The organism is Salipiger sp. H15, assembly GCF_040409955.1.
Taxonomy (GTDB): domain Bacteria; phylum Pseudomonadota; class Alphaproteobacteria; order Rhodobacterales; family Rhodobacteraceae; genus Salipiger.
Genome location: NZ_CP123384.1, coordinates 2684558 through 2697235, shown reverse-complemented (window position 1 = coordinate 2697235; position 12678 = coordinate 2684558). Strand labels below are relative to the sequence as shown.

Sequence of the window (12678 nt, the reverse complement as noted above, 5' to 3'; positions counted from 1 at the left end):
CGGCTCGCCCGAGCCGAGCATTGAGGTGTCTGGAATGCACGAGAACCTGACCCGGCTGTTCGCCGCCGCCCTTGCGACTCTGGTTGTCCCGGCCCCCGCGGCCCGTGCCTGGGACCATCCCGGCCACATGCTCACCGCGGCCATCGCCTACAACGAGATCGCCCGCACCCGCCCCGAGCTGATCGACAGGATCGCGCTCATGCTTCTCAAGCACCCGGACCCTGCCTCGTTCTGGGTTGCCGCGACCGAGGTCTCGGGCAAGGAGCGCGGGAGGCGCATGTTCATCGAGGCGGCGCGCTGGCCGGACGACGCCAAGTGGACGATCTACGATCATCCGACCTACCACTCGGCAAGGTTCTCGATCGTCGCCGAGGATGCGCCGCCCGAGGCGCGCGCGCTGGTCGCCTCGCGCAACGGCGCGCCGCTGGGGGACGCGATCGAGGCCGCGACGCTCTTCGCGAAGGAGATGGCAAACCCCGAGGCCAACCCGGACGAGCGCGCGCTCTCGCTCTCGTGGTTCATGCACATCGTCGGCGACATCCACCAGCCGCTGCACGTGACCGACCTCGTGAATGCCGAGTACCCGACCGGCAATGCCGCCGGGACCATGTCCTACGTCTGGGATCCGCTGAAGGACACGGCGATGCCGCTGCATATCCTCTGGGACAGCAATGCGCTGCGCTCGACCCGGATCGAGGACATCGACCGCTCCGCCGCCGAGCTCGTCGCGAAATTTCCCCGCGCGGATTTCCCGCAGCTCGGCCCGCCGACCAAGAGCCCGGACTTTCGCGCATGGGCGCTCGAGAGCCACCAGATCGCCATCGATTACGCCTATGGTTCCGGCATAAAGACCACGCCCGATCCCGACAGGACGGCCAGTTCCGACCGGCTCGTCGGCAACATGGTCAAGTACATCCTCGAGGGCGTCTCTCCGATCAAGGAGGCTCCGAAGGTGCCGCAGGACTACTGGGAGCAGCTGCAGCAGATCGCGCAGGCGCAGATCACCCTCGCGGGCTACCGCATCGCCGATGTCATCATCGCCGCGGCCGACAGCCTGATGGTCGAGCGCTCGGCCACCGGGGCGCTTCTCGACAGCATGGCGCGGCATGGCGCGACGGCCGATTGAGCCGCGATGAATGCGCGACGGTGCCTGCGATCCGCCCCGTCACCCGGGTTTCGGCGGCAGGAGGCCCTGCTCCTGCAAGTGCCGGAGCAAGGCCACGAGCGTACTTGCCCGCAGGTCGATCGAGCCGCCGACCGTCACGCCGAGCCCGCCGGTTCCGATCTCGCGCACCTCGCCGCGGTCGAGACGCGGATCGAGGAGGTCGAGGCCCGGTGGCAGGTCCGGGCACAGCGGGTTGCGCTCGAGCAGCAGGTTGAAGGCGTCGAACAGCAGCGCGCGCGCCGCGGTGACACGGCCGCCGCCAAGCTCGACCTGCGCGATCGGCGACGGCGGGTCGCGGGCAAGGTCGAGCAGCCTGAAGACGACACATTGCTCGGTGACGCGGGCGGTCATCTCGCCGCGGATATCGACGGTCTCCTCGCTCTCGAGCGCGCCGCGGCTCCACGTGGCCTCCGCCGTCCGGTCGCAGGCAAAGTCCTGCACGGCGAGCTGCGCGCGCGCGGCCAGCGCCTGCCCCCTTGCCTGCGCGTCGAGCGTCTTCAGGGTGATCTTCGCGCCGCAGGCGTCGAGCAGCGTGTCCCCGGCGACGAGGCCGGGCAACTGCCGCTGCAGGTCGCGCAGGTCCAGCAGCACGTCGATGCCGATGCGGGTGGGCGCGGTCGGGGTGAGCCCGATGTCGAGCCCGTAGGCGATTGCGCTGTCGCGGACGGTGGAGCTGTCCTCGCTGGCGAAGCGGACCTCGGGGGCCGCCGCTGTCGCATCCGCCGCCCCTGCGCCGCCCGGCACGAGGCCGCGGCTCTGGCCGAGCGCGACGAGGCGGATCAGCTTCTCGGCGCTGACGCCGATGGAGCCGGCAAGCGCCGCACCGATCCCGCCGTCGCCGATCTCGCGCGGCCCGCCGCCGGTGAAGCTCGCATCGAGAAGCGACAGGCTTTCCGACAGGTCCGGGCAGACCGGGTTCGCGGCCAGCGTCTTGCGTGCCTCCTCGATGATCGCGCCGCGCGCGCGCTGGGTGATGCCGAGGAGATCCGCAAGCCCGCCCAGCAGCCCGCGCGGCGAGACCCCGAGCGCCTCGAGCCGGAAGACGAGGCAGTCCTTCACGACGGTGGCGCCGACCTTGGCATCGAAATCGACATGGGCGCGAAGGTAGTGCAGCCCGCGGGTCTCGGCCGCCTCGCCCCGGCGCCTGCAGCGGTAGAGGTCCGCCCGCACCGTCCCGCGGGCCCGCACCGAGCTGCCCTCTGCCTCCGCCCCGCCGAAATCGAGATCGAGCCCGAGGGTACAGCCCGCGTCGATGGGCCCCGAGAGCAGCTCCGGAAGCCGGGTCTGCAGCGCGCGCAGGTCAAGGAAGGCCCTGACCCCCAGCCGCGTCGCGGACTCGGGCGTGGCCCCGAGGTAGAGGGAGAAGGGAACGCTCTCGCCCTTCGCCGGAAGGTGCTCGCCGATGCGGAAGGTCACGTCGCCGGCGTAGCTGGCGGGGTCGACCCGCCCGGTGAATTCCCGCCGCGCTGCGCCCCCCGGTGTCTCGGCCCCGCGGCCGCATCCGAAGAGGACAAGCACCGCCGCGCCGAGGCAGGCCGCCAGAGCAATGGCGAGACGGCCAGCCCCGAGGCGCGGCGCGCCGCCTGCCGGGGCACGGGGGAACGGGCGCACCTGCGGGTTTCCCGGGTCAGGAAGGCGTGTACCAGATCGGCGAGGTATAGGCGCGTTCCTGGCCGATGGTCTCGGCCCCGTCGGGGATCTCCACCCCGAAGCGCAGCGCGTCGTAGACCACCCAGCGCGGCGTCGGGATCTCGAGCACGCGGGCGTAGTAGAAGGCCTTCTGCGCCGGGTCGAACTCGGGGTCGGTCCAGACCGTCGCCAGCTCCGACGCGCCGATGGTGTTGTACCAGGTGGCAGCGGGGATATCGACGGTGTTGCCCACGTCCGGCAGCGTGCCGTCCGCGCCCATCTCGCGCCCTTCGGACCAGGCGACGTCATAGACCTTCTCGTGGGTCTCGCCGCCTCCGTCCATCCAACCCTTGATGATCTGGATGCGGTCGAGGTTCGCCCCGACCGGGTCGCGCAGCGCGTAGACCATGAAGCTCGGGGCGCTCGTCCCTTCGGGCGCGGTGCGCAGGTCGCCGCCCATGGGCACGCCCTTCTCGTAGCCGATGAAGGCGGGCTGGCGCGAGCGCAGGTCGTCGTCGGTGTAGTCCCAGCCGCCGAAGAAGCGCACCGTCATGCGCGGGCCGGTGGTGGCATAGACCTCCTTGCGCGCCATCGCGTCGAAGAGCGCGGCGCGGGTGTTCTCCTTGGCCCAGACCGCCGCGAGGCCGGAGGCGACCAGCTGGTAGCCCTCGAAGGCGCCCTTGTCGGACTTGGCGAAGGGGTGCGCCATCCGCGTCGGAGACGGCTCGGCGGTGGCCGCCTTGCCGAAGAAGTTGTCCTCCTCGATGGCCGGCAGCGAGGTGTGCGAGTCCGTCGAGCCGATCATGCCGAACTTGTAGGGGTTGGTGCCGAACTTGTCCTCGAGCTGCAGCCCCATCTTCAGCGCCGAGCGGGCGTACTCGTATTTCAGCATGTCGTCGGTCTTGGCCTCGGTGAGGTCGAGATTGCCGACGTCCCAGGTCTCGTAGTCGGCGAACTTGTCGTCGGGGCTCAGCAGCGGGTGCGCCTCGCCGTCGCCCTTGATCTGGGTGACCTCGTAGAGCGGCTCCCACTTCGCGCGTTTCTCGACGTAATTCTCGTCGATCGCCTTGCCGGTGAACTGTTGCTCGAAGGGGAACATGTTGCCGTTCGACAGGTTGCCGTTGTGCGCGATGGCCAGCACCGAGCCGCCGGTCTTGGCCTCGTAATCCTCGAGGTACTGGTAGAGGTCGAGCGGGTCGGTGCTGCCGTAGGGCGGCTGGGTGACCATCGGCACGACCTGCGAGGCCTTCTCGCCGCCGTCCCGGAAGATCACGTTGCGGTGTAGGTTGTTGCCCTTGTCGAGTGCGGTCCACTCGTAGCCGATGAAGGCGGTGAAGTTGCCTGGATCGTTGAAGCGCTCGGCGGCGTCGATGACGTCCTGCCAGACGCTGTTGTAGATCTTCGAGCCGGGCGCGTAATCCTTCAGCAGCTGCTCCGGAAGCTTCGCCTGCGCGAAGGTGGTGATGAGATCGAGCGCCGCGGACGCGCCCTCCTGCCCGCCGGCCTGCAGCCCGTCGAACCACGCCTTGCCCTGCGGCACCGCGAGGATGTTGGGCGCGCCCGCGGCGAGGTCGGTGGAAAAGCCCATCATGTCCGAGTGGTCGGCGATCACCACCCAGTCGAGCGGGCGTCCCAGCTTCACCGGCAGGCCGGTGGCCGAGGTGACCTCCTCGCCGCGGGTGAAGCGGTAGGCGGGCTCGAGCCCCAGCGTGTTGCCGAAGAGCCCGGCATCGGCCGAGAGCGCCGTGTGCAGGTGGCTGTCGCCCCAGAACACCTGGCTGGGGAAGGAGCGCTGCGCGTAGGGCGAGTATGTCTTGCCGTGGTAGAGCCCGGTGAGGGACTCCTCCGAGGGGATGAATTGCGCGAAGGCCGCCGCCGGCAATCCGGCGAGCAGCAGGGTGGTGCAAAGCGAGGCAGGTCTCATGTCTGGTTCTCTCCCTGATATGGCCCCCGCCCGGCGGGTCCGGCCCGGCGGGAAGGTTCGGTTGCTGCCGCGCCGAGAGGGAGGACGGCGCCCCCTTCACGTCGGAAGGCGCCGCGCGCAGGCGATCTCCATGGTGCCGCGCTGCCCGTTATCTCGGGCATTCCGCCTTGTAGGTGGCGCCGGTCTGCGGGTTGTAGAAGTTGCAGAGCTTGGTGCCGCTGGAGCTGGTGGGCACGCTGCCGCCGATCGCCGTGCCGATGGCCGCGCCGCCAAGCGCCGCCGCGGTCCTGTTGCCGCCGCTCACCTCGTGCGCGATGGCCGCCCCGGCGAGCCCGCCGGTGGCGGCGTTGATGCCCTGATTGTCGGTGCAGGCACCGGTCAGGGCCCCGGCGATCAGCACGCCGGCCAGAAAGAGACGTCCCATTTCATCCTCCCTTGGTTGAACGACACCGGACGGCGCCCGCCCGGTGTCCCGGTGGGTCTCAGAACCTGAAGGTCACGCCGAGGAGCGGGCCGCTCTGCCGCGCGTCGAAGACGACGCCGTTGTCGTCGTAGTCGACGTCGAGCACGCGCCAGCCCATGGCGAGCGAGAAATTCTCGGAAAAGCTGTAGCTGGCCCCGGCCATCAGCGACCACTGGAAGTCCGACCCCACGCCGAAGCCGCCGATGTCGGCCGCGCCGAAGGCCTGCCAGCGGTCGTTGATCGCGTAGCGCGCCGACATGCCGATGATCGGGTCGGTCCAGTCGGCGTTGGTGTCCTTCTTGAACCGCCCGCCCGGGGTGTAGACCCGGTAGCTGTTGTCGAGGTTCCAGTAGCGGAAGCCGCCGTAGAGATCGACGGTGTGGTTGTAGGACTGCGAGACCGTGCCGCCGAAGGCCAGCGTCAGCGTCGAGGTGTCGCTCTTGATGTTCACCTTGTCGACGTCGGGGCTGCCGATCTTCTCGGTGGAGTCGGTCTGCACGACCGAGCCGTCGAAATAGATCACCCAAGGGTCGTTGCGCGCGCTGCCGAAGAGGAAGAGCCCGTAGTCGAGGTCGTCCCAGATGTCGCCGAAGGACAGGTCGATCGATTGCGCGGGATAGCCGGGGATCGTGCCGAGATCGCCCGCGATGCCCGCGCCCCACACGTAGGGCGTGATGCGGAATTCCCAGTCCTGCGCCGCCGCGGGAAGCGCACCGGCCACGAGGCCGGCCCCGGCGAGGAACATTCCTGTCAATGTCGTGCGTCGCATGTGGTCTCCCCTCCCGTTCGAGCGGGCCGGGACGCGCCCGGCGCGGTGCGTGCGGTACATCGCCTTGATGAGAGGGGAGCAGCCGGGCATCCCGTGCTGCGGTCAAATTTCTTGTTCCCGGCCGGTCAGCTTCGCGCGCCGCCGCCGAATTGCGTCCATCAATATCCGGAACCTATGCCTGAAATGATGTCCGGGTGCGATGATCTGGATCAATGAAATCAGGAGGTTGATCGAAATATCGGGTCAGGGATGCGCGCGACACATCAGTTCCGCGGAATGTCTTTCGATTTCATGGGGATGGCGTGGCTGCGAAGGCGTTGATTGGCATGCAGGCTCCGCTGTCGAAGGTGATCCGATGAAACGAGTCGGCTGCCGGGCGATGCGCCGGCAGCCGCTGCAGGGTCAGGGAAGCTCCGGAGGGGCCGCTCAGGCCTCGCGCAGCCCGGCGAGCACCGCTTCGGCGGCGCGCTCTCCCGGCGGCGGGCCGCCTCGGCCGAGCCGCTCCATGGTGAGCTGCATCGCCCGCGCCTGCTCCTGCGGCGCGTCGAGCACGCGCAGCACCGCGTCTGCGATGGGGCCCGGGCGACAGGCGTCGCCGATGTATTCGGGGATGGTGCGGCTCTCGGCGACGAGGTTCACGAGGTTGACCGAATCCACCAGCATGAGCCGCCCGATGATCTGCCGCGAGAGCCAGCCCATGTCATAGGCGATGACCATCGGCGTGTTCGCGGCGGCGAGCTCCAGCGCCACCGTGCCCGAGGCGGCCAGCGCCACGTCGGCGGCGGCGAAGGCGGCGCGCTTCTCGGCCTTGCCCGCCTCGCCCTGTCCGCGCGGGTCGAGCAGGATCGGGTCGATCTCCCAGCCCTTCACCGTCTCGCGGACCAGATCGGCCACGGGCGCGGCCATGGGCAGCACGTAGCGCAGCTCGGGCCGCGCCTCCTTGAGCCGGGCCAGCGCCTCGCCGAAGACCGGACCGAGCCGTGTCACCTCCGAGCGGCGCGAGCCGGGCAGGATCAGGCAGAGCGGCGCGTCGCCGATGCCGTGGCGGAGGCGGAACTCGGCCTCCTCGGCCTGGCTCGCCTGCGGGTCGGTCACCACCGGGTGGCCGACGAAATCGCAGCGCATCCCGGCGGCTTCCATGTAGGGCGGCTCGAAGGGCAGCAGCGCCAGCACCTGGTCGATGTGTTTCGCCATCTTCGCCGCCCGGCCCGGACGCCAGGCCCAGACCGTGGGGGCGACGTAATGCACGGTGCGGATATCCGATGCGGCCTTGACCAGCTTGGCGACGCGCAGCGAGAACTCGGGCAGGTCGACCGTGATCAGCACGTCGGGCCGCGCGGCCACCACCGCCTCGGCGGTCTGCTTGATGCGGGCCTTCAGCGCGCCGTAGTTGCGCAGGATCTCGGTGATGCCCATGATCGAGATCTCGTCCATCGGAAAGAGGCTCTGCAGCCCTTCCTCGATCATGCGCTCGCCGCCGATCCCCTCGAAGCTGACGTCCGGCACCTGCGCCTTCAGCCCATGCATGAGCGCCGCGCCCAGCTTGTCGCCCGAGGGCTCGCCCGCGATGATGAAGACCTTCATGCGTCCCGCTCCCGTACCCACAGGAAGAGCCCTGCGGCATCCAGCATTTCGATGACCGCTTCGCGGTCCAGCACCATGACCCCGCCCGCCTCGATGACGATCCCCGAGAGCCCGGCGCGGATCGCGCCGACGGCGGTGTTGGGGCCGATCACCGGCAGGTCGACCCGCCGCTCCTGCCCCGGTTTCGGCGCCTTGTAGAACAGCCCGCCCGGCACCGGCGGCAGCTCGCCCAGCATGGCATCGGTGCCGCGCTGGTCCTCGCGCGCGACCACCTCGTCCCCCGAGATGACGCAGCACTGGCCGAGATCCTCGAGCCCCTGCCGGTGGCTGACGGCATCGGCCAGCGTCGCCATCTGCGCGGCGTCCGGCCCGGGACGGGCGCGCGTCAGGATGCCCGCCTCGGGCAGCAGCTTCGGCGCGGCCTCGTGCGCGCCCACCACCTCGAAGCCCGCATCCTCGAGCAGGCCGATGACGATGCGCAGCGCGCCGTCGTCGCCGCGCTTCAGCGCGCGCAGGATCTTCGGCAGCAAGAGGATGGTCGGCAGGTCGAGCCGCGACAGGCGGATCTCGGGCCGCCCCACCGCGCCGCACATGCACACGCGCGTCACCCCCTGCGCCTTCAGCCAGCGCAGGAAGCTGCCGAGCTGCTCGACGCGAAACAGGTGATCCGGCACGACCCGGTTCGGGGGCGAGCTTTCCATGGCGCAGATCAGCGCCGGTTCGGGCAGCGCCCCGGTCACCGCCCGGGGCAGATCGCCCTGCCCTGCGATCAGCGCCAGCACGGGATCAGCCCGGCGTCAGGAAGTGACGGTCGCTGTCGCCGAGGATGAAGTCGACGATCTCGCGCACGTACTCGCTTTCGGTCTCGTCCCCGAGGCGCTTGGCGCGCTCGGCAAAGGCCCCCTCGCCCTGCGCCAGCATCTGGAAGGCGGCGCGCAGCGCGGTGATGTCCGAACGGCTCACGCCGCGGCGCTTGAGGCCGACGAGGTTGAGCCCGTCGAGCTTGCCGCGCGGCGCCTGCACGAGGCCATACGGAATGACATCGTTGGTCACCATGGTGACCGCGCCGATGATCGCGCCGCGCCCGATGCGCACCCACTGGTGCACGCCCGAGAGCCCGCCGACGATCACGTCGTCCTCGATCACGCAATGCCCGGCCAGCGCCGAGTTGTTCACCAGGATCACCCGGTCGCCGACCTGCGCGTCATGCGCCACGTGGCAGCCGGCCATGAAGAGCCCGTCGTCGCCGACGCGGGTCACGCCGCCGCCGCCCTCGGTGCCCGAGTTCATCGTCACGTGCTCGCGGATGCGGTTGCGCTTGCCGATGATGAGCGCGGTCTTCTCGCCGCGGAACTTCAGGTCCTGGGGGATCTCGCCGATCACCGCGAAGGGGAAGATCACCGTGTCCTCGCCGATCTCGGTGCGGCCGGTGACCACCACGTGGCTCTTCAGCTCGACGTTTGCCGCCAGCACCACCTCGGGTCCGACATGACAGAACGGGCCGATCCTGCAGCCCTCGCCGATCTGCGCGCCCTCTTCGACATAGGCGCTGGGGTGGATGACGGTCGCGCTCACGCCGGCAGGTCCATCATTGCGGTGAACTCGGCCTCGCAGGCCAGTTCGCCATCGACCTCGGCGATGCCCTCGAACTTCCAGACCTTGCCGCCCGGCTTGCCGCGCAGGGTGCGCACCTTCATCTTGAGCACGTCGCCCGGCACCACCTTGCGGCGGAACTTGCACTTGTCGATGCCCATGAAATAGACCTTGAGGTCCTTGTCCGCGAGGTCGAGCGCGGTGCCCACCATGACCGCGGTGGTCTGCGCCATGGCCTCGACGATGGTGACGCCGGGCATGATCGGCAGGCCCGGGAAGTGCCCCTGGAAATGCGGCTCGTTCATCGTGACGTTCTTGATCCCGACGGCCGAGGTGGTGCCGTCGATCTCTTCGACCCGATCGACGAGCAGGAACGGATAGCGATGCGGCAGGATGCGCTGGATCAGCTGGATGTCAGCGCTGAGGAGCGTCTCGGTCATCGTGGGCCTTTCAAAAGGAAAAAGTCGCCCTTCCCCTAGCAATCCCGGCGCGTCGGGGCAAGCGGCGTGGTCTTGCGCCTGTCACGGGCTGCAACAGGCTGAAACAGCGGCGGCGGTCAGGGCTGGGCCGGCGTGCCCTGGGGATCAGGGACTTGCGCCGGGGGCGTGCCGGTCAGGTCGGGCAGCGGCTCGGGCTCGGGCAGAACCTCGTTCATGCGCGCGATCGCGGTGTCGGTGATGTCGATCACGTTGGACGACAGGAAGACCGTGCGCTGGTCGAGGATGACGCTGGCGCCTGCGTCGCGCATGAGCTCGGCAAGCACGGGCTCGGCCTTGGAGATGAACTCGCGGCGGCGCTCCTCGGAGAGGTTGCCGAGCGTGCGCGCCTTGCTGTCCTGCGCGTCGCGCAGTTCCTGCACCTTCTTGTCGAAGGCGTCGGCCAGCTTGCGGAAGCTCGCGGACTCCGTGGTCTTGCGCTTCTCGGTGAGGGTCTTTTCCTCGGCGGTCAGCTCGGCCTCGATGCGGCGGTTCTCGGCTGCGATCTCTGTGCCGGTCTGCTCGAGCAGTTGCGAGACCTGCTTGCCGAAATCGCTCTCGGCGTAGAGCCGGTCGATCTCGACGGTCAGGATCGGGCTCTGGACGATGCCCTGACGCATCCCGTCCTGTGCGACCGCGGGGGTCGCACAGAGGCCGAGAGCGAGGGCGGCGGCGCGCAGCAGGCTGCGCGCCCTCCGCTCAGAACGTGCTCGACACCGAGAGGCTGAAGTTCTGCTCGTAGTCATGATCTTCCTTCGACACAGGGGTCGAGAAGTTCAGGCGCAGCGGCCCGAGGACCGAGTCCCAGAAGAGCGAGACGCCGACCGCGGAGCGGGCGCTGAAGTCCTGGTAGAGGATCTCGTTGTCGCCGGCCTTCTCGATCGTCTCGTCCGACAGGCCCCAGACCGAGCCGATGTCGTAGAAGACGCCGCCGCGGATGCCGTATTCCTCGGGCAGGCCAAGCGGGAATTCCGCGTCGAAGCGCAGCGCGGCGTAGTAGTTGCCGCCGAGCGGCGAGTCGACGTCCTCGTCCTTGTTGTACTCGCGCGGGCCGATGCCTGCGTATTCGAAGCCGCGCATGATGTTCTCGGTCATCATGTAGCGGTCGGTCACGCGGCTGTCGCCCTCGAGGTAGTGGATCGCCCCGGCCTGGAACGTGGCGCGCAGGGTGATCTCCTCGTTCCAGACCAGCGTCTGCGCGACGGCGCGGACATCGGTCTGGATGAAGTTGTTGTCGCTGCCGAGCCCGCCGAAGTCCTGGCCGAACTCGAGCAGGTAACCCTTGTTGGGGTCGAGCCCCTCGCGGCGGGTGTCGTAGCTGAGCGTGTAGCCCAGCATGTTGTCGTTGCGCGCGTCTTCCTCGGCTTCCGAGATCACGACGTTGCCGACCTGGTCTTCCTCGTAGTCGATGATGTCGGTGTAACGGTAGGTGTAGCGCAGCGCGAGGCGACCGTTGTCCGAGATCGGGAAGGTCAGGCTGGGCCGGAAGATGCCGGTCGCGGTGTCGTAATCGGCGCTGTCATACGAGGTCTCGCGGTAGCTGAGCGCAAGGCCGAAGGCGACGTCGCGGCCAAGGAAGGCCGGTTCGACGAAGTTGAAGTTGTAGCTCTGGGTGCTCGACGCGGTGTTGATGCCGAAGGACAGCTTCTGGCCGCGGCCGAGGAAGTTCTGCTCGGCGAAGGAGATCGAGGCGCCGAGGCCGTCGCTCGTCGAGTAGGAGCCGCCGAAACCGATCGAGCCGGTGGGCTTCTCGGTGACGTTCACGTCGACGATGACCTGCTGCGGGGTCGAGCCCTCGCGGGCGTTCACCTGCGCGTCCGAGAAATAGCCGAGCGCGCGGATGCGCTCTGCCGCCTCGCGGATGGCGCGCGGGTTGAAGGGATCACCCTCGGCGGTGTCGAACTCGCGGCGAACCACCTGGTCGAGCGTGGTGGTGTTGCCCTCGATGTCGATGCGCTCGACGAAGATGCGCGGGCCGCGGGTCAGGTTGAAGGTGACGTCCAGCGTCTGGTTGCGGTCGTTGCGGGTGACCTGCGGGTCGATGCGGACGAAGTTGAGCCCCTGCTTGGTGGCGAGACGCTCGAGCCGGACGATCTCCTTGTCGACCTCGGCCGGCGAATAGGCCCGGCCGGTCTTCAGGCTGAGCGCGTTGCGGAAGGCCTCGACGTTGACCTCGGGCAGCTCGCTCGCGACGCCGATGCGGCCGAAGTTGAACTTCTGCCCTTCCTCGACGTTGAAGGTCAGGAAATAGCTGTCGCGTTCCTGGGAAAGCTCGGCATTGACGCCGGTCACGCGGAAATCGACGTAGCCGCGCGAGGCGTAGAAATCCTGCAGCAGCTGGCGGTCGAAGGCGATGCGGTCCTCGATGTAGGTGTCGCTGCGGATCACCGGGCGCAGCAGGCCGGCCTGCTTGGTCTGGATGACCCGGCGCAGGCGACCGTCCGAGAAGGCCTGGTTGCCGATGAAGCCGATGCGCTCGACCTCGGTCACGCCGCCCTCGAAGATCTCGAAGACGAGGTCGACCCGGTTGTTCGAGCGGCGGATGAGCTTCGGCGTCACCTGCGCGGCGATGCGGCCCTGCTGCAGGTAGGCGTCGGCGACGGCCTGGGCGTCCTGCTCAGCCTGGCGGGGGCTGTAGACGCGGCGCGACTGGGTCTTGACGATGCCGGCGAGGTCCTCGTCCTTCAGGCGGCGGTTGCCCTCGAAGGCGATCTGATTGACCGTCGGGAACTCGGTGACCTGGATCACCAGCGTGTTGCCCTGCGGGGTGATCTCGACGGTCTCGAAGAGGCCGGAGTCGACGATCCGCTGGTAGGCCGAGTTCAGCTCGCCCGCGCTGACCGTCTCGCCCCGGGCGATCCCGGCGTAGCTCAGGATGGTGCCGGATTCGATCCGCTCGTTGCCTTCGATGCGAACGTCGTTGAACGCGTAGGATTGTGCCTGCACCATCTCGGGCAGCGCGGTGAAGGCCACCGCTGCCGCAAGCGAGAGCGCAAGCGCCGAAACGCCTGCGCGATGTGCGTAAGATTTGCCGCGGGGCCTGCCCGACTTCTGCCCGATGCTCATGCTCGCTGT

General features: G+C 68.8%; 11 protein-coding genes. 1 reads left to right on the top strand and 10 read right to left on the bottom strand.

What is annotated here, in order from left to right; all coding sequences use genetic code 11:
- The first annotated feature begins 34 nt into the window (after positions 1 to 34).
- Entirely contained in the window at positions 35 to 1126 is a 1092-nt protein-coding gene (locus PVT71_RS13040; protein ID WP_353472219.1) for a S1/P1 nuclease, read from the top strand.
- Between the two features lie 39 nt (positions 1127 to 1165).
- On the opposite strand, the gene PVT71_RS13035 is transcribed toward PVT71_RS13040, so the two are convergent.
- The 10 genes from PVT71_RS13035 to bamA form a co-directional block, all read right to left on the bottom strand.
- Complete coding sequence (locus tag PVT71_RS13035; protein ID WP_353472218.1) at positions 1166 to 2776, bottom strand: hypothetical protein; 1611 nt, start codon at positions 2774 to 2776, stop codon at positions 1166 to 1168.
- A gap of 16 nt (positions 2777 to 2792) precedes the next feature.
- Positions 2793 to 4718 carry a DUF3604 domain-containing protein gene (locus PVT71_RS13030; protein ID WP_353472217.1) on the bottom strand — a complete coding sequence of 642 codons (1926 nt, stop codon included), beginning with the start codon at positions 4716 to 4718 and terminating at the stop codon, positions 2793 to 2795.
- Between the two features lie 148 nt (positions 4719 to 4866).
- Positions 4867 to 5142, bottom strand: coding sequence for a hypothetical protein (locus tag PVT71_RS13025; protein ID WP_353472216.1), 276 nt, complete (start codon positions 5140 to 5142; stop codon positions 4867 to 4869).
- 58 nt (positions 5143 to 5200) lie between these two features.
- Complete coding sequence (locus PVT71_RS13020) at positions 5201 to 5950, bottom strand: hypothetical protein (RefSeq protein WP_353472215.1); 750 nt, start codon at positions 5948 to 5950, stop codon at positions 5201 to 5203.
- A gap of 426 nt (positions 5951 to 6376) precedes the next feature.
- Positions 6377 to 7534, bottom strand: a complete 1158-nt coding sequence (gene lpxB, locus PVT71_RS13015) for a lipid-A-disaccharide synthase (RefSeq protein WP_353472214.1) — start codon at positions 7532 to 7534, stop codon at positions 6377 to 6379.
- Complete coding sequence (gene lpxI / locus PVT71_RS13010) at positions 7531 to 8316, bottom strand: UDP-2,3-diacylglucosamine diphosphatase LpxI (protein ID WP_353472213.1); 786 nt, start codon at positions 8314 to 8316, stop codon at positions 7531 to 7533. The genes lpxB and lpxI overlap by 4 nt, the downstream gene beginning before the upstream one ends.
- 4 nt (positions 8317 to 8320) lie before the next feature.
- Positions 8321 to 9109 carry an acyl-ACP--UDP-N-acetylglucosamine O-acyltransferase gene (gene lpxA, locus PVT71_RS13005; protein ID WP_353472212.1) on the bottom strand — a complete coding sequence of 263 codons (789 nt, stop codon included), beginning with the start codon at positions 9107 to 9109 and terminating at the stop codon, positions 8321 to 8323.
- Complete coding sequence (gene fabZ, locus PVT71_RS13000; protein ID WP_353472211.1) at positions 9106 to 9567, bottom strand: 3-hydroxyacyl-ACP dehydratase FabZ; 462 nt, start codon at positions 9565 to 9567, stop codon at positions 9106 to 9108. Before fabZ ends, lpxA begins: the two co-directional genes overlap by 4 nt.
- A 116-nt stretch (positions 9568 to 9683) precedes the next feature.
- Positions 9684 to 10223: an OmpH family outer membrane protein gene (locus PVT71_RS12995; RefSeq protein ID WP_353472210.1), complete on the bottom strand. Its 540-nt coding sequence runs from the start codon at positions 10221 to 10223 to the stop codon at positions 9684 to 9686.
- A gap of 79 nt (positions 10224 to 10302) precedes the next feature.
- Positions 10303 to 12669, bottom strand: coding sequence for an outer membrane protein assembly factor BamA (bamA, locus tag PVT71_RS12990; protein ID WP_353472209.1), 2367 nt, complete (start codon positions 12667 to 12669; stop codon positions 10303 to 10305).
- Positions 12670 to 12678 lie beyond the last annotated feature (9 nt).